Source organism: Nocardia sp. CC213A (assembly GCF_030766805.1).
GTDB classification, from domain to species: domain Bacteria; phylum Actinomycetota; class Actinomycetes; order Mycobacteriales; family Mycobacteriaceae; genus Nocardia; species Nocardia otitidiscaviarum.
In genome coordinates, this window is record NZ_JASFXA010000006.1 from 84,505 (window position 1) to 107,472 (window position 22,968).

At 69.9% G+C, this 22,968-nt stretch carries 19 protein-coding genes and 1 pseudogene; 12 read left to right on the forward strand and 8 right to left on the reverse strand.

All coding sequences use genetic code 11. The features are described 5' to 3' along the window. Nucleotides 1-69: 69 nt before the first annotated feature. Entirely contained in the window at nucleotides 70-1,194 is a 1,125-nt protein-coding gene (gene serC, locus QJS31_RS13015) for a phosphoserine transaminase (protein ID WP_029930938.1), read from the reverse strand. A 134-nt stretch (nucleotides 1,195-1,328) separates the two neighbouring features. Between serC and QJS31_RS13020 the strand changes: the two genes are divergently transcribed. Next, entirely contained in the window at nucleotides 1,329-2,030 is a 702-nt protein-coding gene (locus QJS31_RS13020; protein WP_306356817.1) for a hypothetical protein, read from the forward strand. A gap of 79 nt (nucleotides 2,031-2,109) precedes the next feature. Here the strand turns inward: QJS31_RS13020 and QJS31_RS13025 are convergent, their stop codons facing one another. Next, nucleotides 2,110-2,457: a DoxX family protein gene (locus tag QJS31_RS13025; protein WP_306356818.1), complete on the reverse strand. Its 348-nt coding sequence runs from the start codon at nucleotides 2,455-2,457 to the stop codon at nucleotides 2,110-2,112. 126 nt (nucleotides 2,458-2,583) lie between these two features. Then, nucleotides 2,584-2,784 (reverse strand): DUF1272 domain-containing protein, encoded by a 201-nt coding sequence (locus QJS31_RS13030; protein ID WP_306356819.1) that lies wholly within the window; start codon nucleotides 2,782-2,784, stop codon nucleotides 2,584-2,586. Nucleotides 2,785-2,987: 203 nt separating this feature from the next. Here QJS31_RS13030 and QJS31_RS13035 point away from each other — a divergent pair, with 203 nt between their 5' ends. After that, nucleotides 2,988-3,761, forward strand: a complete 774-nt coding sequence (locus tag QJS31_RS13035) for an RDD family protein (protein ID WP_306356820.1) — start codon at nucleotides 2,988-2,990, stop codon at nucleotides 3,759-3,761. A gap of 113 nt (nucleotides 3,762-3,874) precedes the next feature. Here the strand turns inward: QJS31_RS13035 and QJS31_RS13040 are convergent, their stop codons facing one another. Further along, nucleotides 3,875-5,017, reverse strand: coding sequence for a citrate synthase 2 (locus tag QJS31_RS13040; protein ID WP_306356821.1), 1,143 nt, complete (start codon nucleotides 5,015-5,017; stop codon nucleotides 3,875-3,877). Between the two features lie 100 nt (nucleotides 5,018-5,117). On the opposite strand from QJS31_RS13040, the gene pdxH reads away from it, so the two are divergent. The 5 genes from pdxH to QJS31_RS13065 all read left to right on the forward strand — a co-directional run bounded on the left by pdxH (nucleotide 5,118) and on the right by QJS31_RS13065 (nucleotide 10,881). After that, on the forward strand, nucleotides 5,118-5,843 hold the full coding sequence (gene pdxH, locus QJS31_RS13045) for a pyridoxamine 5'-phosphate oxidase (RefSeq protein WP_282781196.1): 726 nt from the start codon (nucleotides 5,118-5,120) through the stop codon (nucleotides 5,841-5,843). A gap of 109 nt (nucleotides 5,844-5,952) precedes the next feature. Next, the gene (locus QJS31_RS13050) at nucleotides 5,953-7,239 is read left to right on the forward strand and encodes an MFS transporter (protein ID WP_306356822.1); all 1,287 of its coding nucleotides are present in this window, start codon (nucleotides 5,953-5,955) and stop codon (nucleotides 7,237-7,239) included. Nucleotides 7,240-7,437: 198 nt separating this feature from the next. Then, the gene (locus tag QJS31_RS13055; protein ID WP_282781200.1) at nucleotides 7,438-8,751 is read left to right on the forward strand and encodes a citrate synthase; all 1,314 of its coding nucleotides are present in this window, start codon (nucleotides 7,438-7,440) and stop codon (nucleotides 8,749-8,751) included. A 303-nt stretch (nucleotides 8,752-9,054) separates the two neighbouring features. Beyond that, the gene (locus QJS31_RS13060; protein ID WP_282781202.1) at nucleotides 9,055-10,263 is read left to right on the forward strand and encodes a GNAT family N-acetyltransferase; all 1,209 of its coding nucleotides are present in this window, start codon (nucleotides 9,055-9,057) and stop codon (nucleotides 10,261-10,263) included. A gap of 204 nt (nucleotides 10,264-10,467) precedes the next feature. Then, nucleotides 10,468-10,881: a YccF domain-containing protein gene (locus QJS31_RS13065; RefSeq protein WP_282781203.1), complete on the forward strand. Its 414-nt coding sequence runs from the start codon at nucleotides 10,468-10,470 to the stop codon at nucleotides 10,879-10,881. Nucleotides 10,882-10,887: 6 nt separating this feature from the next. Here QJS31_RS13065 and QJS31_RS13070 read toward each other — a convergent pair whose 3' ends face one another. After that, on the reverse strand, nucleotides 10,888-11,325 hold the full coding sequence (locus tag QJS31_RS13070) for a MarR family winged helix-turn-helix transcriptional regulator (protein WP_282781205.1): 438 nt from the start codon (nucleotides 11,323-11,325) through the stop codon (nucleotides 10,888-10,890). 528 nt (nucleotides 11,326-11,853) lie between these two features. Here QJS31_RS13070 and QJS31_RS13075 point away from each other — a divergent pair. Next, entirely contained in the window at nucleotides 11,854-12,093 is a 240-nt protein-coding gene (locus QJS31_RS13075; protein ID WP_282781206.1) for a DUF2530 domain-containing protein, read from the forward strand. Nucleotides 12,094-12,127: 34 nt separating this feature from the next. On the opposite strand, the gene QJS31_RS13080 is transcribed toward QJS31_RS13075, so the two are convergent. Continuing rightward, entirely contained in the window at nucleotides 12,128-14,167 is a 2,040-nt protein-coding gene (locus QJS31_RS13080) for a neutral/alkaline ceramidase (protein WP_306356823.1), read from the reverse strand. Nucleotides 14,168-14,295: 128 nt separating this feature from the next. On the opposite strand from QJS31_RS13080, the gene QJS31_RS13085 reads away from it, so the two are divergent. Continuing rightward, on the forward strand, nucleotides 14,296-14,910 hold the full coding sequence (locus QJS31_RS13085; RefSeq protein WP_228807462.1) for a TetR/AcrR family transcriptional regulator: 615 nt from the start codon (nucleotides 14,296-14,298) through the stop codon (nucleotides 14,908-14,910). Between the two features lie 87 nt (nucleotides 14,911-14,997). Here QJS31_RS13085 and QJS31_RS13090 read toward each other — a convergent pair whose 3' ends face one another. Together QJS31_RS13090 and QJS31_RS13095 are read right to left on the reverse strand one after the other, a co-directional pair. Beyond that, nucleotides 14,998-18,270: a sacsin N-terminal ATP-binding-like domain-containing protein gene (locus tag QJS31_RS13090; protein WP_306356824.1), complete on the reverse strand. Its 3,273-nt coding sequence runs from the start codon at nucleotides 18,268-18,270 to the stop codon at nucleotides 14,998-15,000. A gap of 441 nt (nucleotides 18,271-18,711) precedes the next feature. Beyond that, nucleotides 18,712-19,551: pseudogene (locus QJS31_RS13095) on the reverse strand (DUF3027 domain-containing protein); the annotation flags it as partial. Between the two features lie 17 nt (nucleotides 19,552-19,568). Between QJS31_RS13095 and QJS31_RS13100 the strand changes: the two are divergent. The 3 genes from QJS31_RS13100 to QJS31_RS13110 all read left to right on the forward strand — a co-directional run bounded on the left by QJS31_RS13100 (nucleotide 19,569) and on the right by QJS31_RS13110 (nucleotide 22,941). After that, complete coding sequence (locus QJS31_RS13100; RefSeq protein ID WP_282781213.1) at nucleotides 19,569-20,384, forward strand: glutaminyl-peptide cyclotransferase; 816 nt, start codon at nucleotides 19,569-19,571, stop codon at nucleotides 20,382-20,384. A 345-nt stretch (nucleotides 20,385-20,729) separates the two neighbouring features. Next, nucleotides 20,730-22,349, forward strand: a complete 1,620-nt coding sequence (locus QJS31_RS13105) for an MFS transporter (protein WP_306356928.1) — start codon at nucleotides 20,730-20,732, stop codon at nucleotides 22,347-22,349. Nucleotides 22,350-22,365: 16 nt separating this feature from the next. Continuing rightward, complete coding sequence (locus tag QJS31_RS13110; RefSeq protein WP_306356825.1) at nucleotides 22,366-22,941, forward strand: DUF2771 domain-containing protein; 576 nt, start codon at nucleotides 22,366-22,368, stop codon at nucleotides 22,939-22,941. Nucleotides 22,942-22,968: the final 27 nt, after the last annotated feature.

Consider the following 22,968-nt stretch of genomic DNA (forward strand, 5'->3'; position numbering starts at 1 on the left):
GATTCTGTCACAGAGCGTTCGGTACGGCTCGCGGATTCAAGATCCGCGAACCGCCCACATTTTTACTGCTCAGGCGAGCTTTTCTACGACCCAGTCGATGGCCCGGGTCAGCTGCGAGACGTCCTCGGGGTCGATGGCCGGGAACATGCCGACGCGCAACTGGTTGCGGCCCAGCTTGCGGTACGGCTCGGTGTCGACGATGCCATTGGCGCGCAGCACCTTCGCGACCTGGGCCGCGTCCACCGAATCGGCGAAGTCGATAGTGCCGACGACCTGCGAACGCAGCGCCGGATCCGACACGAACGGGGTGGCGTACGAGCTGGATTCGGCCCACGAGTACAGCCGCGACGAGGAGTCGGCGGTGCGCTTCACGGCCCAATCGAGACCGCCGTTCCCATTGAGCCATTCGATCTGATTCGCGAACAGCAGCAGGGTGGCCAGCGCCGGGGTGTTGTAGGTCTGGTCCTTGGTGCTGTTGTCGATGGCGATGGGCAGCGACAGGAAATCCGGGGTCCAGCGACCCGAGTTCTTGATCTCCTCCACCCGCTCCAGCGCCTTGGGGCTCATGAGCGCGATCCACAGCCCGCCGTCGGCGGCGAAGCACTTCTGCGGCGCGAAGTAGTACACGTCGGCATCGGTGATGTTCACCGGCAGACCGCCCGCACCGGAGGTGGCGTCGATGGCGATCAGGGCGTTCTCCGAGCCCGCGGGACGCGAGACCGGGATGGCCACGCCGGTGGAGGTCTCGTTGTGCGCCCAGCCGATGAGGTCGACCGACGGATCGGAGGTCGGCTCCGGAGCGCTGCCCGGCTCGGACTTGATCACGATCGGATCGCCGATGAAGGGGTTGCCCTTGGCGACGGCGGCGAACTTCGAAGAGAACTCGCCATTGCTCAGGTGCAGCGACTTCTCCCGGATCAGGCCGAAGGCGGCGGCATCCCAGAAGGCGGTGGTGCCGCCGTTGCCGAGCACGACCTCGTAACCCTCGGGCAGGGAGAACAATTCGCGCAGACCGGTGCGCACGCGCGCCACCACGTCCTTCACCGGCTTCTGCCGGTGGGAGGTGCCGAAGACCGAGGCGCCGGTGTCCACCAGGGACCGCAGCTGCTCGGGACGGACCTTGGAGGGGCCACAGCCGAACCGACCGTCGGCCGGCTTGAGTTCGTCGGGGATGGTCGGGAACGCAGAGGTCATGGCGACAAGGGTAGAGCGTGACGGAGGCCGCATCCGCGAGTGGGTAGGCGCTGCAACACCATCGGCTCCGCCACTGTCGGCAACCGGCGGGTATCGCTGTGGCCGCGAACACACTGCGGTTATGGTTCACGGCTATGAACACGGCCGCACACGACAGGTCGGAGACCGCCGCCGCCGCGGCCGACTCCGGCCGCCCCCGGCGGCGTCCGGGCCTGTTCACCCGGCTGTCCTCGCAGTTCGGCTCGGGCGGTCTACCCCGGCGGGATGCGGGCATGTCCGATGCCGCCCGCCGCGAGCTGCTGCTGCGCGGCGTCGCGGGAACCGCGACCGTGCTGGGCGTGCGGGCGCGCCGCTCGGAGCCGGAGCACGAATTCTGGATCCGGGTCCAGCTCGAGGATCGGCATCCGTACGAGACGCGGGTGCGGCAACGGGTCGGCGCATCCGATCTGGAATGGATGCAGCCGGGCGATGTGGTGTCCTGCCGGGTCGATCCGGGCGACAAAGACCGGGTGGTCCTGTATGCCCCGCCGCCGGAGGAGACCACCCGCACGAATATCGCCAAGATCCTGAGCGACGGCCGCCGGGCCCGGGCCACCGTCCTGGCCGCCACACCGGTGGCCGCCGACTACGCGGGCCGCGACGATCCGGTGCTGCGCCTCGATCTGGAGTTGCGCGCCTGGGACGAGCCGTCGCCGTGGCTGGTGCGGGTGGTGGCCGCGGTGCCGCTGTCGGCCATCGAACTCGTCGATCTGGGACGGCAACTCGAGGTCGCCTTCTTCACCGTCGATCGCGGCGAATCGGTGGCGGTCGATTGGGCGGCCTCGCGCGCACTCTGAACGCACCCGAGACACACCGAAACCCGGCCGATTCGGCGGCGCCGAATCGGCCGGGTCGAGAATTTACGTCCCGTTGAGCTCAGGCCGCGAGACCCAGCCCGAGGGTGATCGCGACCGGCACCAGGTACAGCACCGGGAACACGACAGTGCCGTACGACCCGGCCCGCAGCGCGGTGACCACCGCGCCCAGGAAGTACAGGATCAGCCCTACCGCCGCCAGCACGCCGACGACCGGCACGAACAGCCCGACCACGAGGCCGATCGAACCCGCCGCCTTGGCCAGCCCCAGTGGCGTCCACCAGGACCGCGGCACCCCGTACCGCACCAGCGGATCGACCACCCACGAGACGCGCCGCAGCAACGAGAAGGCCGAGAACCCGACCCACAGCGCGGTCGCGACGGCACCGACGACATATCCGGTGTTCATTGGAATGCACTCTCCCTCAACAGCTTTCGCATAGCCCGCGGTTAGCGCCGAGCTGGTTGTTCATCAGGTCGACGGCGCGGGACCGCGATGTGTGACACGGCTGCGAAATCCGGGGAACGGGCGCTGTCAGCCCCTGCGGCGCGGCCGATGCACCAATTCGCCGCCGCAGTTCGGGCAGGTCCGGTCCATGGCCGCGGCGCAGTTCGCGCAGAAGGTGCACTCGTAGGAGCAGATCCAGGCGATGCCCTCGGGGTTCAATCCTGTCGTGTGACACCGCTCACATACTGTTCTCATCTCGAGCGCCACCGTCGATCCTCCTACGCGCATCCCAATATCGATCTTCGGTCGCGGCGACCCCGCGGCCGGGGATCTCGGTCGTTCGCGGCGGATGTCGTCAACTCGGCGCGCCGCGAGAGCCGAAGTGCACCAGACTGTAGCGAGCCCGGACCCCGAACGGCCCGCCCGGCACACAGCGGGCACCGGATCGGCTACCCGTCCGTGCCGAAATATCCAACCCCGCAAGGAAAAGAATGAGTTACCCGAACAACCCGTACCCGCAACAGCCCGGCTACGGGCAGCAGCCCTACCCGCAGCAGCCGCAGTACGGGCAGTCGAACCCCGGCTACCCGCAGCAGCCGCAGTACGGGCAGTCCAACCCGGGCTACCCGCAGCAGCCGCAGTACGCCCAGTCCAACCCGGGCTACCCGCAGCAGCCGCAGTACGCCCAGTCCAACCCCGGCTACCCACAGCAGCCCGCGCACGCCGCTCCCCAACCCGGTTACGGCGCACCGCAACCCGGCTACCCGGCTCCGGGCGCACCCGGCGGCTACGCGCCGTACGGTCCGCAGGCTCCGCTCGCCGACTGGGGTTCCCGTGCGGGCGCCCACATCGTCGACGGCCTGATCTTCGGCCTGCCCGCCTCGCTGCTGTACGTCATCGCGAGCGTCGCCGGTACCGAGAGCATCACCTGTTCCACGACCACCGGCCGGTGCACGGGCGGCGGCCTGAGCGGCGTCGGCGTCATGTTCATGCTGCTGGCCTTCGTGGTCGGCATCGCCGGTCTGGTGTTCCTGGTCTACAAGGAGGGCACCACCGGACAGACGCCCGGTAAGAAGATGCTCGGCATCCGTCTGGTCGGGGAGGCCACCGGTCAGCCGATCGGCTTCGGCACAGCATTCATCCGGAAGATCTGCCACGCGGCGGATTCCTTCGCCTGCTACATCGGCTGGCTGTGGCCGCTGTGGGACGAGAAGCGTCAGACCTTCGCTGACAAGATCATGAAAACGGTCGTGGTGAAGGGTTGATCCCCTTGCCGATCCGGTAGGCCGGGGGATCCGCCCGGATACGACCGCGGCTCGCAACCTTTCGGTTGCGAGCCGCTTTCCTGTCTTCGAAGAACCGCCGAGAGGCTCGAGCCCTACTTGCGGATCACGTTCTCCCAGCCCGCCACGGTCTCCGGCTTGCGCGGCGCGGGGCCGGTGTAGATGGCGGCGGGGCGCACCAGCTTGCCCAGCTTCTTCTGCTCCATGATGTGCGCGCACCAGCCCGCGGTGCGGCCGCAGGTGAACATGGCGGGCATCATGTGCGCGGGCACCTCGGCGAAGTCGAGGATGACCGCGGCCCAGAACTCCACATTGGTCTCGATGGCGCGATCGGGGCGACGCTCGCGCAGCTCGGCCAGGGCGGCCTGCTCCAGCGCTGCCGCCACCTCGAAGCGCGGGGCGCCCAGCCGTTCGGCGGTGGCGCGCAGCACGCGGGCGCGGGGGTCCTCGGCGCGGTACACGCGGTGCCCGAAGCCCATGAGCTTCTCCTTGCGGTCGAGGATGCCCTTGACCAGCGCCCGCGCGTCGCCGGTCTTCTCGACCTCCTCGATCATGGGCAGCACGCGGGCGGGTGCGCCGCCGTGCAGCGGGCCGGACATGGCTCCGATGGCACCGGACAGCGAGGCCGCGACATCCGCGCCGGTGGAGGCGATGACGCGGGCGGTGAAGGTGGAGGCGTTCATGCCGTGCTCGGCGGCGGAGACCCAGTAGGCGTCGATGGCCTCGGTGTGCTTGGGGTCCGGGTCGCCCTTCCAACGGGTCATGAACCGCTCGGTGACCGTGGTGCACTCGTCGATCTGCTTCTGCGGCACCGCGGGCTGGTAGATGCCGCGCGCCGACTGCGCCACGTAGGACAGCGCCATCACCGAGGCGCGGGCGAGGTTCTCGCGGGCTTCCTCGTTGTCGATGTCGAGCAGCGGCTGGTAGCCCCAGATGGGAGCCAGCATGGCGAGTCCGGCCTGCACGTCGACGCGCACGTCGCCGGTGTGCACGGGCAGCGGGAACGGTTCGGCGGGCGGCAGGCCGCGACCGAATTCACCGTCCACGAGCAGCGCCCACACATCGCCGAAGGTGACCCGGTTGGTGACCAGGTCCTCGATGTCGACGCCGCGGTAGCGCAGCGCACCTCCGTCCTTGTCGGGCTCGGCGATATCGGTGGTGAACGCCACCACGCCCTCGAGACCGCTCACGAAGTCGGACGGAACTGCTGAACTGGGAACCGCAGCGCTGGCAGTCATGTTGTGACTCTCCTTGCAAACCGGGCCGCCCGATCGATGGGCGGCCTCGCCGATCAGTTAGACCTTAACGCCACCATTACTCCGGAGTAACGTCTGGCCCATGACCGACCTGGAGAAATCCGTCACGTCCGCGCTGGATATCGCGGCCATGCGCGTGGAGTACGGCGTGGACGCCGGGGACAATCATCCGGGCCGTGACACCGATCTGGACGAGAGCTGGCTGGCCGACGGCTGGGAGCCGTTGCTGCGCACCTGGATCGAGGAGGCCACCCATGCCGGGCTGGTCGATCCGAACGCCATGGTGCTGGCGACCGTGGAGATGACCCCGAGCGGACCCAAGCCCGCGACCCGCACCGTGCTCTGCAAGGGGCTCTCGCCGGAGGGGGTGACCTTCTACACGAATTTCGAGTCGTTCAAGGGGCGGGCGCTGGCCGCGACGCCGTATGCCTCGGCCACCCTGGTGTGGCCCGCCTTGAGCCGACAGGTGACGGTGCGCGGACCGGTGCACCGGGTCGCGCCGGAGGTCACCGAGTTGTACTGGCGGTCGCGCCCGCGCGGGTCGCGGTTGGGCGCGTGGGCGTCGGAACAGTCGCGGGCCATCGGGTCGCGGGCGGAGCTGGATCAGCGGATGGCCGAGACGACCGAGCGGTTCACCGGGGTTGACGACATTCCGGTGCCGCCGTTCTGGGGCGGATTCCAGATCCGGCCGGAGACGGTGGAGTTCTGGCAGGGGCGGCGCAGCCGCATGCACAACCGGATTCGGGTCACCCTGGAGCCGGGAACCACCGATGTGGCGGCCATGAAGATCGAACGCCTCCAGCCCTGAGCCCACGGCGGATTCCGGGATTCGCTCGGTTTTCAAGGGGCCGCAATGGTGGGATGAATCACCGGAAATCCGGTGCCGCCGGGCAATTCATCCCATTAATCTCCTGGCGGTGAAGCTGCTCGCCGACGTCACCCCGCTGCGGAATCCGGATTTCCGACGACTCTGGACCACCGGCATCGTCACCGTCATCGGCGCGCAGCTGTCCGTGGTCGCGGTCCCCAAGCAGCTCTACGACATCACGCAGAACTCGTCGTACGTCGGCCTCGCCGGCCTCTTCGGCCTCGTCCCGCTCATCGGGTTCGGCCTGTGGGGCGGCGCGCTCGCCGACGCCATGGACCGCCGCACCCTGCTGCTCATCACCAGCACCGGCACCGGCCTGACCGCCCTGGCGTTCTGGGCGCAGGCCGCCGCCGGAAACACCAACCCGTGGCTGATCCTCGGGCTGTTCGCCGCGCAGCAGGCGTTCTTCGCGGTGAACCAGCCCACCCGCGCCGCCATCTACCCGCGGCTGCTGCCCAGTGCGCAACTGCCCGCGGCGAATTCGCTGTCCATGACCGTCATGCAGTTCGGGGCCATCGCCGGACCGGTGTCGGCGGGCATGCTCATTCCGGTCACGGGGCTGGCCATGCTGTATCTGCTGGACGCCGTTGCCCTGCTCGCCACCGTCTGGGCGGTGTGGAAGCTCCCGTCCATCCATCCCGTCGGCGAGACCCGCCGCGCCGGAATTCGGGAGGTGCTGGACGGTTTCGGCTATCTCGCCACCCAGAAGGTGCTGCTGGCGTCGTTCGCCGTCGATATCGTCGCCATGGTCTTCGGCATGCCGCGCGCCCTGTTCCCGGAGATCGCGCAGCACAGCTTCGGCGACTCCCCCTCGGGCGGAACGGCTTTGGGCCTGCTCTTCGCGGCCATGTCGGTGGGAGCGGTGCTCGGCGGCGTGTTCTCCGGCTGGCTGTCGCGCATCCGCCGCCAAGGGCTGGCGGTGATCTGGCTGATCGTGCTGTGGGGGCTGGCCATGGTCGGCTTCGGGGTCGCGGTGGGCGCGACCGGGCACGGCCTCGGCCTGGTGGCGGGTCTCTGGATCGCCCTGACCTGCCTGGCCTTCGGCGGCGCGGTCGACATGTTCTCCGCCGCCCTGCGCACCACCATGCTCCAGCAGGTCGCCACCGACGAGATGCGCGGCCGCCTGCAGGGCGTATTCATCGTGGTGGTGGCGGGCGGACCCCGAATCGGTGATGTTGCCCATGGTTTCGCGGCGGCCGCGGTGGGTACCGCTGTAGCCGCGGCGGGTGGGGGCGTGCTCGTGGTGATCGGCATGGTGATCTCGGCGATCGCCTTCCCGATCTTCGTGCGCTATCGCGTCAGCCGTGCACCTGCGGACGTACCGGCCGGAAGCTGATGATCACGGCCGGCCGGAGGGTTCGAGCCGATACCACATGACGGCACCGAACCTCACCTCGCGGCGAAGTGACTGTGAGGTAGTCAAGGGTGACCCTCATTAGTCGGGCCTTCCGGACAGCGACTAGCGTTGAGGGTAAGCGCACCGTGTGCCGACCGCACCGATGCCGACGGTTACAAGCCTGAGAGGGATCCTTCCGTGCCCGCTGAGAACATCATCAACGTCGACGACGACGCCAAGCCGGTGCTGTCCTACCCCGGTGGCGAGTACCCGATGACCGTCGCCAGTGCGACCGAGGGCAATGACGGGATCGACCTGGGCAAGCTGCTCGCCAGCACCGGGTACACCACCTTCGACCCCGGCTTCATGAACACCGCGTCGACCAAGTCGGCGATCACCTACATCGACGGTGAGGCGGGCATCCTCCGCTACCGCGGTTACCCGATCGAGCAACTCGCGGGGAAGTCCACCTTCATCGAGGTGAGCTACCTGCTCATCTACGGCGAGCTGCCGACCCGGTCGCAGCTGGACGACTTCACCGACCGCATCCGCCGCCACACCCTGCTGCACGAGGACCTGAAGCGGTTCTTCGACGGCTTCCCGCGCAACGCGCACCCGATGCCGGTGCTCTCCTCGGCGGTCAACGCGCTGTCGGCGTACTACCAGGACTCCCTGGACCCGCGCGATCCCGAGCAGGTCGAGCTGTCCACCATCCGCCTGCTGGCCAAGCTGCCCACCATCGCGGCCTACGCCTACAAGAAGTCGGTCGGCCAGCCGTTCCTGTACCCGGACAACTCGCTGTCGCTGGTCGAGAACTTCCTGCGGATGACCTTCGGCTTCCCGGCCGAGCCGTACGAGGTGGACCCCGAGGTCGCCGCGGCCCTGGACATGCTGCTCATCCTGCACGCGGACCACGAGCAGAACTGCTCCACCTCCACCGTGCGCCTGGTCGGCTCCTCCGACGCCAACCTGTTCACCTCCGTCTCCGGCGGCATCAACGCGCTCTGGGGTCCGCTGCACGGCGGCGCGAACCAGGCGGTGCTGGAGATGCTGGACGACATCAAGGCGCAGGGCGGTGACGTCAAGGAGTTCGTCCGCAAGGTCAAGAACAAGGAAGACGGCGTGAAGCTCATGGGCTTCGGGCACCGCGTCTACCGCAACTACGACCCGCGCGCGACCCTGGTCAAGAAGGCCGCCGACTCGATCCTGGCCAAGATCGGCGGCGACGACCAGTTGCTCGACATCGCCAAGGCGCTCGAGGAAGCCGCGCTCACCGACGACTACTTCATCGAGCGTCGCCTGTACCCGAACGTCGACTTCTACACCGGCGTCATCTACCGGGCCATGGGCTTCCCCACCCGCATGTTCACCGTGCTGTTCGCCATGGGCCGCCTGCCCGGCTGGATCGCCCACTGGCGCGAGATGCACAGCGAGCCCCTGAAGATCGGCCGCCCCCGCCAGATCTACACCGGCTACGGCGAGCGCGACTACCAGGACATCACCGGCCGCTGACCCGGCACCCCGAAACCCGCCCCCGTACCCGGTGGCGGGTTTCGCGCATTCCCGGGCGGCTGGCAGGGGACCTCGCCGATGTGGCAGTGGGAAGACCGCAGCACCCTCCCACCGGCAACGCCCTCCCGCACATCCGCCCGCGGCTCGAACGCAAGCGGATCATTAGGACCCGACTAGCGCGAGCGCGCATGCTCCTTCGTAGAGCGGAGCTCACCTGCCGCGGCGGGGGCGGCAGGTGGGCTCCGTTCGCATCGCCGGGAAATTCGGGTGCGCACCCCCACGCCCGCGTGCAATCGTCCAGTAATGGCATCGACGAATGGCATCACCATCCGCTCGTCCACCCGCGACGACTGGCCCGCTGTCGTGAATCTGCTGGAGACCGGCTTCGGCCAGCGCTACGACCCGGCCGAACTCGACATCATTCCCGATATCTTCACCCCCGACCGCGCCCTGCTGGCCATGGACGGCGACCGCATCGTCGGCCACGCCGTCGACCGGCGGATGACCGTCACCGTGCCCGGGGAGGGGACCGTTCTCGCCTCCGGTATCTCCGCGGTGTCGGTGGCCCCCACGCATCGGCGGCGCGGCATCCTGCGCGCGCTCTACACCGAGCAGCACGCGCGCACCGAGGCCGAGGGATTGCCGCTCACCATGTTCACCGCGAGCGAGGGCACCATCTACGGCCGGTTCGGCTACGGCACCGCCATCGAGCGCGATTTCATCAGCATCGACCGGCATCGGGTCCAATTCCGGCCCACCACACCGGATCCCGGCGGCGTCGAGATCGCCCCGCTGGACGAGCCGACCCAGGCGCGCATTCGCGATGTGTACGACCGGTGGCGGCGGCTGGTACCGGGTGCGCAGGAACGCCCGGACGCCAGCTGGCGGCTCTGCTTCGCCGATCCGCCGCGCTACCGCGGCGGCGCGTCGACGCTGTACGCGCTGCTGCATCCGGACGGCTACGTGCTGTACCGCCGGGAATGGGGCGAGCGGGAATCGGTCGCGACCGTCTGGGAGTTCCGGGCCGTCACCGCCGAGGCGCATGTGGCGCTGTGGCGGGTACTGCTCGGCCTGGACCTGGTGGACCGGGTGGTGTGCGATCTGGCCGACCACGACCCGCTCCCCTACCTGCTCACCGATCCACGCCTGGTGCGCGTCACCGGTCGTCGCGATCACCTGTGGCTCCGGATCATGGACGTGCCCGCCGCCCTGACCGCCCGCACCTACCGGCGGGACCTGGATGTGGTTGTGGGCGTGCACGATCCGTTCCGCGACGCGGGCGGCACCTTCGCCCTCCGCGTTCACGACGGTATCGCCGAATGCGAGCCGACCACCCGTACGGTCGAACTGGAACTCGGCACCGCCGAACTGTCCAGCCTCTATCTGGGCGGCCACCGCGCCCGGGTGCTGGCCGCCGCCAACCGGATTCACGTCAAAGATCCCGCCGCCCTGCGCGCCGTCGACGAAGCCTTCACCACCGATCGCGACGCCGAGTTGGGCTGGCCCTTCTGATCCGGTACCGGACGCTGGTCCGTGAACATCCGGTGGCGGCGCGCGACGTCCGCCACCGGTTCTCTCGCACGGCGTACCCGGCGTCGCCGCGCGCCGTGGCGATCGGCGACTGTGCGGTAGACGGTGACCGACAGCGCGTACCGCCGATCACGCGCCGATCACGGACGGTGGCAGAGGTTCCTGGCGGCTGGCATGCTGGGGAAGGTGAGCGTGCTCAGACTGCTGTTGAACGTACTGTGGCTGGTGTTGGTCGGGTTCTGGATGGCGGTCGGCTACATCGTCGCGGGGTTGATCTGCTGCATCCTGATCATCACCATTCCGTGGGGTATCGCGTCGTTCCGGCTCGCCTCGTTCGTGCTGTGGCCGTTCGGGCGGGAAGCCGTGGAGAAGCCGGGGGCGGGCGTGCCGTCCATGCTCGGCAATGTGGTGTGGTTCATCGTCGCGGGCTGGTGGCTGGCGCTGGGCCACATCTTCACCAGTATCGCGCTGGCGGTCACCATCATCGGCATCCCGTTCGCCTGGGCGAACCTGAAGCTCGTTCCGGTCTCGCTGTTCCCGCTGGGGCGCGAAATCGTTTCCAGCGACCAGCCTTTCGGATCCCAGCCGGTGCGGGCCTGACGCGCGCTACTCCGACTCGTCGACGATCTGCTTCATGATCGTGACGGCCTCCTCGAGCACCTTCAGCTGCTCCGGACTGAGTCCGCCGAGCTGTTCGGTCATCCACGCCTCGCGCGCGCTGGTCTCATCGGCGATGAGCGCCCGCCCGGCGTCCGACAGCGACACGATGATCTGCCGCCCGTCGGTCGGGTGCGGATCGCGCCTCACCAGATCCATTTCGGTGAGCGATGCGATCACCCGGGTCATGGACGGCGGCTGCACCCGCTCCTTGGCGGCCAGTGTGCCGGGGGTCATGGCGCCTTCCCGGTTCAGGGTGGCGAGCGCCGAGAGCTGGGTCAGCGAAATCTGGGCATCGGCTCGCCTACCCCGCAGATGTCGCGTCAAGCGCACCACCGCCAGTGAGAGGTCACCAGCGAGCGCTCGAATATCGGAAGGCGTTGTCACAGAGGCAAACGATACGGGACCAGCCGCGTCGGGGGCGGCTGTTCGGCCCCGGACCGCGCACGTTCGCACCGCACGCCGGACTCGGCCACCGTCCCATCGCCCGGCGGCCCACCTACCGATCATGCCCCACCACAGCAGGCGAACACCCCGACAACGGCCGAAACCCGCTATCCAACCTCCCGCCCCCGGCGTCCCGAACCCCCCACAACCCGACATTCGACCCAGCCCGAACCATCCCTGTCCCATCCGGGCCACACCGTGAATTTCCGGCAGCAAAGTGACAGCTCCCCCGAGCACCGTGACCTGGAACGGTCGAATCCTCGCACGCCGCCGCAGCCCGCCCCCGCCCTCCCGAACGGAGACCCGGGGACATCCGGCCCTGCGCAGCGGGCTGGGCGCGATCACCCGGAAGGTTCGGACGAACCGGGCCGAGTGCGAACTTCCGGGACGCGTACGTCGCCGGGCGGGACGCGTGCGTCACCCGGCGGGATCCGCGCGTGGCTGGGCTGAGCGTTCTAGGCTGGTGGGGTGACTCGACCCGTACCGGAGATTCCGCCGCGCTTCACCGATCCGCGGCCGGTGCTGGCGATCGGCAGTATCGCCTGGTTGGTCGCCACGCTGGTGGTGTTCGCCAGCGGCGACCGGTGGCACGAGGCGCGGCCGGTGTGCCTCATGGGGCTGGCGGTGGGCCTGCTCGGGTACACCATCTTCGCCATTCAGCGACGCGGGGCGCGACGGGGGGACAAGGGGGCTCAGCTCGGGCTCTGAGGCGGGCGGCGGCCCGGCACGGACCCGTTCCTGGTCAGTGGATGTCGAATTCCGCACTGAGGCCGGTGAAGGGGTGCAGGGTGCCGTCGGGGGCGAGGTGGTCGGCGAAGTGTTGGAAGCGGTAGCGGCCGGGGGCGGCGTCGGCGGGGATGTCCCAGGTGAAGCGGGCCGTCGAGATGTCGGGGCCGCGGCGGGACCAGTGGTACTTCACCGCCCACTCCCCCTCGTTGGCGACGCGGGCCCACTCGCCGCCGGTGTGGCGCTGCACTTCCAGGAAGGTGCCGTTGCGGCGGGGGTTGTGTTTGGGGTGGGCCGAGACGAATTCGACCTGTGCCTGTTCACCGCGGGTGTAGGCGGCGGCCGGTTGTAGCAGTGCCGCACCGAAATCCAGGCCGGGCAGGGTGGCATCGGGGCCGGGGGCGGGCACGAAGCCGGGCTGCATGGCCGAGACGTCGCGCGGCGCGGGGCCGCGCGGCACCCGCTGCCGGTCGGCGAAAGCCGTTGCCAGTCGGTGAAATTCCTGCTGGTAGGCGGGCAGCGTGTAGCGACCGTAGAGCGTCGAGCCGCCCTCGTACTGCTGGGCGTCGTACTCCTCCGGGGTGGTCACGTACTGGTGGTAGGCGTTGGCGTACCCCTGCATGAGCACCTGTTCCAGCGGCACCCCGAGCGCCGCGGCGACGGTGCGGCGGATACGCAGCCCGGAGACGATGGTGAATTCCGCTCCGCCGCAGGCGAGATAGAGCTCGCCGATGCGCACGATCTGGATCGGCACCACGCTCGGCACCCAGGGCACCGGCGGCAGCAGGCCCAGCGGCGCGACGATCGCCTTCGGCGCCTGCGCGTCGGTGAGCCAGTCCGGCACCGGCATGTTCGCGCCGCCGAGCGCGTCCACGAACGGATTGCGCACGCCTTCGGGAATCGGCACGCCCGGCAGTCCGGGCCCGTCCTCGATGCTGCCCGCGATGAGCGAGACGCCCGCACAGGCGGGTGCGGTGTGCCGGGGCTGCCCGTTCGGGGTGTAGCGGCCGTCCACCGCGATGTCGGACAGGTCGATATAGCAGAGCATGGCGTCCACCGGCCCGCGCATCGTGCGCGCCGTGGCGAGTGCGGCCTTTCCGGCGCGGTATTGACGCTCGCCGATGATTCGGGTGTTCTCGAACTCGTCCTCGGTGGGGCCGGAGGTCGGGCGCAGGTTCAGATTGGGCGACATGTCGCCGCTATTGGTCTGTGGGAAAGCGGCGAGGAAATCGACTCCGCCGTCTAGGTACCGGACGCCACGCTCACCGTGTTCGAACGCGAAGGACGCGTAACCCTTGTTGTCACCGCTGATGAGCCGATTCGTGTTGCTCATGGAGGTGTTGTGGGTGGCGAACCAGGTGATGACGCCGACCTGTCGACCACCCTTGCGCAGGGAGAGCACGGTGACGGCCGGATCGATGGCATTCGGAAAATACCGTTTGTCGGCTTCGGGATTGCGATCGAAGGCGATTCGCGAGCGATTGACGCTGGCGTCGTGCAATTCCCCGCGCCCGAGTTCGAGACTGCCGGGTCCGAGGTCGGCGTCCGCGGCGACGACGGCCTCCACGATTCCGTTCACCTCGGCGTCGTACACCTGCCGCTGGAAGCCGAGAATCGAGAGATTGTAGGCGTAGTCGTGGCTGGCGCCGCCGCACACCGCATGCGAGTGCGTGGCGGTGAGCAGGACGTTCTGCTCGGTGTAGCGGTCGCCGAAGCGCCGGGCGAGTTCGTCGAGGACGCCGCGGTGCACGGACTGGAAGATCATGGCGTTGTCGGCGACCACGTAAACGATCCGCTGGTCGCCGCCGCCGATGATGAAGGCGCGGGCCCTGGGCCGCAGGTGGATTCCGGCGGTGGTCTGTTCCAGCTGGGAGTAACCCATCATGCCGCATTCGGCCGCCGGGCCGGTGATGTCGGAAATGCCCACACCGATCAGGAAGTCGCCGCCGGCAGTCGCGTGTGCCGACCCGCCCGGCAGCGCGATCGTGGCGGCGGCCGTGAGCGCGGCGGACCCCGCCGCCGCACCGGCCAGAACAGTCCTGCGCGACACCACCATTCGGCGACTCCCTTCGTCCCAACTCGCAGCGAACCACAGAACTGGACACACGTCCAGTGGAGACTTTCCCGACGCGCGAATTGACTGCGCGGCTCTTGAAGGCTTAACTCCCTGGAGTGTCCTCCCGATTGAGCGTCGAAGAACGACGGGCCCACCTTATCGAGGCGGCCATCGGCCTTGCCGAAAAAAAGGGCGTGGCAGGAGTTACCACGCGCGATGTAGCTCAGGCAGCCGGTGTTTCGCTCGGTGTGGTGCATTACTGTTTCGAAAACAAGGACGCGCTCATGACCGAGTTGGTCAAAGCGCTCTCGATGGAATTGCGCGATTCCGTCGATGCCAACGAAACGGTATGGCAGGACGTCGGAAGTGGAAAAGAATCACTTCAAAAACTGATACGCGCCGGCCTGGAACTCATGTGGCAGAACGTGGAAGCCACCCCGGAACGGCAACTGCTCACCTACGAGACCACCACCTACGCCCTCCGCGAAAGCGAACAGACACCGGCGAAACTCGCCATCGCCCGCGAACAGTACGCGTTCAACGATTCCACGGTCGCCGACATCATCGAACACGCCCGCGAGGCGACGGGCACCCGCTGGTCCGCCCCCGTCGGCGTCATCAGCCGCTTCATGCTCGCCGCCATCGACGGCATCGTGCTGCGTTGGCTGGTGGACAACGACAGCGCGGCGGTGCGCGAGCAGATGGACCTGCTGGCGCAGACGGTGGTGCAGTTCAGCGAATAACCCGACGCCGGACGGGCCGCCGATACCGGACGGCCGCACCCGCGCCCGAACGGCCGCCGACCCGTTACGCCCGATTGCCGGACTTCGCTAGTGCGCCGGACGCGGCTGCGATACGACGTGGGTGTCCGCGCCGTCACGCCACCACGGCACCGTGACGGTCGCCTCGTACGCGCCGGACAGCCGCACCCGCAGTTCGTCGTGGACGACGAGATCGCCTGCGGGGGTGGGTTGTCCGCTCTGCATGCGCCACAGCACGCCGAGCGGTTCGGCCGACCAGGTGGTGCGGCGGCCGGTGCCCTCGACGCGCGCGGTGACGGCCTGCGAGGCCAGCGGCAGGTCCAGCAGCGCCGCCAGCTGCGAGGCCGAGTCGATATCGCCGACCACCAGCCGGTCCGGCGGGAGCGCCAGGCCGTACCAGGGCAGATCCAGCACCAGGGCGTCGGCGGCGTCGATGACCGCCCCGGAGAGGGCGCGCACCCGCTCGGGCAGGACCAGATCGTCCAGGTCCAGGCGGCCCGCGGCGGTGGCCGCGGCCAGCCGCTCATGGGTTCGTGAAATCGCCTCCGCGGTCGGATGTCTCGACGGGTCCGCGAGAGCCGCGAGAAGTTCGGCGGCCAGCTCCGGGGTGATGATCTCCGGATCGGCGAGCACGGCGCGCAGCGCGTCGATGTCGGCCGCGTCGGTCTCGGTGTCCATGGACAGTACCGGCAGCAGGCCCGCGAAGACCGGGTCGGCCGGGTGGCGGAACAGGCCCAGCGCGGTGCCGTCGATGCGCGCGTGCGTCCGCAGCCACCACGCCGTATAGCCGTCGCGGTCGGCGAGCAGCGGCCGCGTGGCGGGGTCGGCGAGCAGCAGCCGCAGGGCCCGCGGCCACTGCTCCGGATCGACCAGATCCAGATCGCGGACGGCGAGCAGCTCCGGCGGATCCTCGGCGAGGGTCTCCCACCAGGTCTCCTCGTCGTCGAGATGATGGTCGGGGCCGGTCGGATCCGATTCCGCCACCACGGTGAAACCCCAGCCCACGCCGACCGCCCGCAGGGCGGTCGGGCCGTAGCGGCGCACCAGGTCGTCGGCGACGGTGCCGAAGGGCGAATCCTCGACCAGGACCCGAGCCAGCGGGGCATCCGGAAGCAGCAATTCGTCGGCGGGGACGAGATCACCGGTGTCGTCCGGGATTTCGAGCAGGCCGAGCCAGGTGGGCAGCAGTCCGGGGACCGGGGCGGCTGGCTCACCTCGGACCGGATCCGTTGCTCCGGAACCGGGTTCGACGATGCCCGCGCCGGGATTGGCGTGCGCGGCCAGGTTCAACACCGCCTCCACCGTGTCCGGATCGGCGGGATCGTGCTCGAGCTGGGCGTGCAGCGCCGGATCACGCAGCAGCTCCTCGGGACCCGCTGGGCGCGCACCGAGCCGCCCGAGCAGCGGATGCGCCGCCTCCGGATGTACCAGGCGTGCCCAGTGCACCGGCACCGCGGACTCCAGGTGGTCGTCGAGCACCACGGTGCGTGGCCCGGTCACCATCCGACCGTCCGCCAGCGGCACCGCCAGCGCACCCAGCTCCTCCACCGCCAGCGGGTCGCCGACGAACGGCTCCAGCGCGTCGTAGAGCGAATACCACCACTGCGGTGGGCGTTCCACACTCCCTGACAGCTCCGCGATCCGCGCCAACCCGATCCGGTGCACATCCAGCACCGACAGCGCATCGGCGGTCGACCGGCCGGACAACTCCGGAACCACCAGCGGACCAACGATTTCGGCGAGCACACCCGCCAATTCATCGGTCACCCCGATGAATACGCTCGCCCGCCGAGGCCGCTCGACGGCCACCACTGCGAGACCCGCCGCGGCAGGGACGGGTTCGTCCTCCGGTTCGGCGTGGAGGACCGGGAGCCACGGCTGCCCACCCAGTTCCGCGACCAGCGCCTCACGCAGCAGACCATCGGCCTCACTGCGGGCGAAGCCGGGCGTGGGAACCAGGAGCAGCCGGTCACGGGCGGGCAGCGCACGCGCGAAATCCGCATAACCGGAGGCCAACTCGGCAATGCGCGCGCCGGGGAGCAAGCGGCGGCGATCCGGTTGCATGGGAATGTCGGCGATCAGCAGCGCCGGCAGGGAGAGCTCCTCGTCCGAACGGGTCGGCGCCCGCAGCACATCGGGTGCGGCGGCGACCGGACGACCGTCCCGCAGCGGAAGCAGCCACCGCGCCCGGCCGGTACGGAACTGCCACCAGCGGTGCGCCTCTCCGCTCGGACCGGAGATACGCACCTCCTGGAGGCCGCCGACGGCCCGGTCGGACGCCGTCTCGCCACGCGCGGCCGAGTGCGTGGTGCGGCCGGGTGCCGTAACCCAGCCCGAGGCCGGGTACATGTCCCCCGCGAGCGCGGCTGGTCCACGCGTATCGGAGTGCTCCGCCCGATCGATTTCCGCCGGGCGCGTCGCTGCCTCGGCTACGCGGTGTTCGTACGCGTCCGGATCCTCGGTCGGGTCGGGCCCCGCGCCACCGTACGCGACCGGATGCGCGGTCCTCGCGGGGGCGGCGGGGTGATACGCAGTCGTGCTCTCCGCCCGCTCGGCCGCGGCGCCGTACCGGTCCGAGTGCTCGGCGTCGCCGGTGGTGACGTCGTGGCGGGCCGGGCAGTCGTCGGCGCCGCCGTGACTCGCGGCGACCGGGGGTGAGAGGTCGGTCACCGTGCTGGTGAATTCGTCGGACTCGATCCGAATGCTGTGCAGGGCGGGCAGTTCCAGCAGCAGGTCGAGGGCTTCGGCGCGCATGCTCGCCAGCAGGGCGGGGGTGTCCACGTCGGCGCGTGGGGTGAGGATGATCTCGGTGTCGAAATCCGGCACGGGGGTGTGTTCGGTCGGCCAGGCCAGGCGCAGCGCGGGTGGCTCGAACGGGTGCTCGGTGTCGGGGATGCGAATGCCGCTTTCGCGCAACGCCTGCCGGGTGTCCGCGCGGGAGAACCGCACCGAGCCGCCGGTGGAGCGCAACTCGATCTCGTCGGCGATGCTCAGCACGGCGGTGAAGCCGACGCCGAAGCGGCCCACCGCGGTGTCCGCGCCGGTCTTGGCGGAGGCGCGCAGGGCGGTCAGTGCGTGCACGCCCGAGACATCCAGGGGCACACCGGTATTCGCGATGTGCAGGCGGCCGTCGGTCAGCCACACCGCGATACGACCCGCCACCCCGGCCTTGGCCGCGGCGTCGGCGGCGTTCTGGGCCAACTCGGTGAGCACCCGGTCGCGGTAGCCCGCCCGCACCAGATCCGCCTCGGTGGCCGCATCCTCCCGCAGACGGGTGGGCGAGCCGCGCCAGGCGGCGAGCACACCCTCGCGCAATGCCGCGGTCCCGAACGGATCCGCCACCCCGCTAACCAATCCGAACACCCCTTTCACGGCGGTGCGTAGCGATACGGGAGTCGAATCGCTCGAAGGCGCGGCGGGAACGACCCCGCCGCGGACTCAGTTCGATCCCGGCGCGGATTCGCCGCCCTGCGGCTCCACATTCACCGCGGTGACGCCCCAGGCATCGTCGTAGGGCCCGGCATCCGGGTCGTACAGATCGAACAGCGTGGCCTCACCGGAGTCCACCACCTCCGCCCCGGACGCCGCGGCGACCGCCGGATCCGACGAGTAGGCCACCGGCGCACCGAACTCCCCACCCGGCACCTCGACCGGCGCGACCGCCTCGGCGGCATCGGCCGACGCCGTGGGGGCATCCGCGCGGTCCAGCGTCGGCGCGGCGGTGGCGTCCGCGACATCAGCGGCGGCAGGGGTGCCGTCGTCAGTCGCCGTTTCCTCGATGAAGGTCGCCTGCTCGGCATCCTGGCCGGCGTCCGTCGCGGCCTCGGTCGGTTCCGGTGCGCTGGCGGGTGTGTTCGCCTCCTCCGGCCGACGCAGGTCGGCGGTGGGGATCACCTCGACGGCGGCGTCGTCGTAGGCCTCGTAGCGGGGGGAGCCGGAGCCGGTGGGGAGGGCGGTGTCGGAGTGGGCGCCGCAGCCGTAGTCGACGTGCACCACGTGGCCGTCGGCGCCCATGGCGTTGGCGCAGACGCCGAAGGCGGCGCGCAGGGAACCGGCGAGGGGGACGTAGAAGCCGCAGAGGCCGCAGGTGGAGGGGGCGGCGCGGGCCATATCGGTGTCGGGGCCGAATTCGGAGTACCAGCGGTCGGCGGCTTCCTCGCGGCCTTCGCGGGACAGCACCTGACTGCGGCCGAGTCCGAGTTCCAGGGCGACGTCGTCGACGACCGGATCGCCGGTGGCGAGATAGCCGGGGACCAGGCGCGGATCGTCGGCGGGCGGGGCCAGCAGATCGCCGGGGGCCAGATCGCCGGGGCGGATGCGTTGATCCCACGGAATGAAGTCGGGAGCCACCAGGGCGTCGGGCCCGGGCAGCAGTGCGGACTCGCTCACGGTCGCGTGGTCGGCCTCCGACGGCGCGGCCACCACGACCGCCCACTGCCAGCCGCGGTAGCCGGGCAGGGTGGCCTCGAAGTGATGGGTGGCCGAGGACTCGTCCTCCGCCGACACGCCGAGATGGACACCGACACCGGTCGGTTCCAGCTCCACGAGCGCGCGACGGGCCTGCTCGACCGCCTCCGCCAGGATCGGCCGCACACCGGACTCCGAAACAGGAACAGCGCTCACGTCCTACATTTTGCCGTATGGAGCGCAAACACCGTGCACCGGTGGTGACTGGCCTGTTCGGACGGCGCATCGCCGTGTTTCTGGCGGCGACGGCGCTGTTCGGAGCCGCAGCCGCGTGCGGCTCGGCGGAACCGGACGACGCGCCGCGGCTGCGCGCCGAAGTGGTGGCGACGCGCCCGCACGACCCGGCCCTGTTCACCCAGGGCCTCGAGATCCACGACGGCGTGCTGTACGAGAGCACCGGCCTGCCCGGGGAATCCCTGGTCCGCGCCAGCGACCTGGCCACCGGCGCCGAACACGCCCGCGCCGACCTGCCCGCACCGCTGTTCGGGGAGGGCATCACGCGGGCCGGTGACGTGCTGTGGCAGCTCACCTACACCGAGGGCGTCGCCATCGCCCGCGACGCCCAGACCCTGACCGAACTGCGCCGCACCGACTACGAGGGTGAGGGCTGGGGCCTGTGCACGCGCGGCGACCGCATCGTCATGAGCAATGGCACCGCCACCCTGACCTTCCGCGATCCGGAGACCTTCGCCCCCGTCGGCGAGGTCACCCTCGCCAGCCGTGGCGATACGCGGCTCAACGAACTCGACTGCGCGCCCGACGGTTCCGTCTACGCCAACGCCTGGCCCACCGACACCATCCTGCGCATCGACCCCGACACCGGCACCGTGCTCGCCGTCATCGACGCGTCCGGGCTGCTGCCGCGCTCGGCCCGCACGCCGTCCAGCGATGTGCTCAACGGCATCGCGCACCTCCCCGGCACCGACCGCTTCCTGCTCACCGGCAAGAAGTGGCCCACCTCCTTCGAGGTCCGCTTCGTCCCGGAGTGACGGTCCCGCCCATCGCATTCGCGCTGGTGGGCACGTCCGGGTGCGGCGGCCCGCGACGCCGTCGGTGGACACTGCAAGAATTGGGGCGTGACATCTCCTCGTGACCCTGACGCCGAGTCCGGGCGGTGGAGGGACGAGGAGTACCCGCTCATCGATCGGCACCCCGGGTACGACCGCTATCCGCCGCCGAACACGCCCGCGCGCACACCGCCGCCGGATGATCCGGACCTGCCGGATTTCCTGGCGCGCCGGGCCGGCCGGTCGCGGGCGGCGCGGCGCGGTGTCCCCGTGCCGCCGGACGAGCCGCGCGGCGGCACCCGCTCCCCCGGCGAGCCGGGCGGCGGCATGGCGCCCACGCAGAGTTCCGCCCGGCAGAGTTCCGCCCGGCGGACGCCGCCCGGCGCCGGGGCACTGCCCACGACCGGAGCCTCGGAGCCCGCCGCGCCCGATTCCGGTGACCTGCCGCCGACCGCCCGGTTCGCCGCCACCGATCCGGACCATCCGGAGCGCACCCGTGCGATCACCAGTCCTGGCCTACAGAAGCCACCGCGCAAGCTGACCGTCACCCGGGTCGCCGCGCGGCGCGGCATCGAGCTCACCAATCGCGGCTTCGCGACCTTCCAGCGCGCCGCCAAGGCCGACGGCGCGGAGGAGTCCGGGCTCACCGCGCTCGTCTACGCCACCATGGCCAACTTCGCCACCGACGCCGCCATCGCGGTGGCGCTGGCGAATACGCTGTTCTTCGCCAGCGCCACGGCCGAGTCCAAGACGAAAGTGGCGCTGTACCTGCTGATCACGATCGCACCGTTCGCGGTGATCGCACCGCTCATCGGGCCCATGCTGGACCGGCTGCAACGCGGTCGCCGGATCGCGCTGGCGAGTTCGTTCGCGATTCGCGTCGTGGTGGCGGTGTTGTTGATCTTCAATTACGACACCTGGGCGCTGTATCCGCTGGCGCTGTGCATGATGATCCTCAGCAAATCGTTCTCGGTGCTGAAATCGGCGGTCACCCCCAGGGTGCTGCCACCGGGAATCGACCTGGTGCGCACCAACTCCCGGCTCACCGTCTTCGGCCTGGTGGGCGGCACGCTGGTGGCGGGCGGCGTCACCGGTCTGATCGCTTCGGTGCTGCACACGCCGGGTGCGCTGGTGTTCGCGGCGGTGCTGGCGGGCGCGGGGTGCTATCTGAGCCTGCGGATTCCGTCGTGGGTGGAGGTCACCGAGGGCGAGGTGCCCGCGACCCTCGGCTATCACGGCGGCGACGCCCGCACCGAGGTGCTCGATCCGAGTCAGGCGGCGAAGATCCAGCCGAGCAAGCGGCGCCAGCCCCTGGGCCGGGCGGTGGTGACCGGGCTCTGGGGCAATGGCACCATTCGCATCCTGACCGGATTCCTGACGTTCTACGTGGCGTTCGTCGCCAAGGCCACCGAGCATCGGCCGGTGCAGCAGGCCGCCATGCTCGGCGTGGTGGGCGCGGCGGCCGCCGTCGGCAACTTCACCGGTAATGCCACCGGCGCGCGCATGAAGCTGGGCCGCCCGTCGCTCATCGTGCTCAGCTGCACCATCGCCTGTGTGGCGGTCGCGGTGCTGGCGGCGCTGCTCGGCAATCTGATCGGCGCGGCGGTGGCGGCGCTGGTGGCGGCGGGGGCGAGCGCGCTGGCCAAGGTGTCGCTGGACGCCTCCATCCAGGACGATCTGCCGCCGGAGTCCATCGCCTCGGGTTTCGGCCGTTCGGAGACGGTGCTGCAACTGTCGTGGGTGCTCGGCGGCGCGGCGGGTGTGCTGCTGCCGACCGACTACTGGAAGGGTTTCCTGGTGGTCACGGCGATCATGGCGCTCGGTCTGGTGCAGACCGTGGTCAGCTACCGTGGTCATTCGCTGCTGCCCGGTTTGGGCGGCAACCGACCTCAGCACGCGAAACAGGAGACCTCCCGCACGCACGGCGCGGGAGAACCCGCCACATGACGGACAGGAAGCACCGGTGAGCAAACCGAACGCCCGCACGATCCTCGCCCTCGTCGCAGCGGCGCTGCTCGTATTCGTGGCCGCCGTCGCGACGGTTGTGGCGCTCGCGGTGCGCGATGCCGACGAGCCGAAGCCCGCCATCACCGCCTACGCGCACGGCAAGGCCGTGACGGTCGAGCCCTTCATGTACTGCTCCGTGCAGATGGATGATTGTCTGGTGCTGCCCAAGGACGGCGAGACGCAGTTGCCCGTGGCCCTGGACTGCCCCGCGGATTCCGACTGCCGCACCGGCGAATTCGCCGACCTGGAGGTGCCGGGCGGGTACCCGCTGCAGCTGTCGCTGCCCAAGTCGATCGCGCGGAGCCCGTGGGTGGCGGTGGCGTACTACGAACTGCCGGACGGGGTGATCATGCCGCAGCGGATCTCGCACCGCGATTTCGACGAGGGCACGGTCGCCATCACCATTCCGTCCGCCGAGCGACTGCCGCTGCTCGGCGTGGAGTTGCAGCTGCCGATCCTGGCCCGCGACACCACAACCGGTGAAGAGGGCTACATACCGCACGCCGCCTGGTCCATCCGTACCGCGGACTGACCGCCCGGACGCACCGCGGACCCACCG

Coding starts and splice junctions, on each gene's coding strand:
- QJS31_RS13040 (WP_306356821.1), bottom strand. CDS start 5,017: ATGACTGCCAGCGCTGCGGTTCCCAGTTCAGCAGTTCCGTCCGACTTC.
- QJS31_RS13035 (WP_306356820.1), top strand. CDS start 2,988: ATGAGTTACCCGAACAACCCGTACCCGCAACAGCCCGGCTACGGGCAG.
- QJS31_RS13080 (WP_306356823.1), bottom strand. CDS start 14,167: ATGGTGGTGTCGCGCAGGACTGTTCTGGCCGGTGCGGCGGCGGGGTCC.
- QJS31_RS13105 (WP_306356928.1), top strand. CDS start 20,730: ATGGCGCCCACGCAGAGTTCCGCCCGGCAGAGTTCCGCCCGGCGGACG.
- QJS31_RS13100 (WP_282781213.1), top strand. CDS start 19,569: ATGGAGCGCAAACACCGTGCACCGGTGGTGACTGGCCTGTTCGGACGG.
- QJS31_RS13030 (WP_306356819.1), bottom strand. CDS start 2,784: ATGCGCGTAGGAGGATCGACGGTGGCGCTCGAGATGAGAACAGTATGT.
- serC (WP_029930938.1), bottom strand. CDS start 1,194: ATGACCTCTGCGTTCCCGACCATCCCCGACGAACTCAAGCCGGCCGAC.
- QJS31_RS13060 (WP_282781202.1), top strand. CDS start 9,055: ATGGCATCGACGAATGGCATCACCATCCGCTCGTCCACCCGCGACGAC.
- pdxH (WP_282781196.1), top strand. CDS start 5,118: ATGACCGACCTGGAGAAATCCGTCACGTCCGCGCTGGATATCGCGGCC.
- QJS31_RS13025 (WP_306356818.1), bottom strand. CDS start 2,457: ATGAACACCGGATATGTCGTCGGTGCCGTCGCGACCGCGCTGTGGGTC.
- QJS31_RS13020 (WP_306356817.1), top strand. CDS start 1,329: ATGAACACGGCCGCACACGACAGGTCGGAGACCGCCGCCGCCGCGGCC.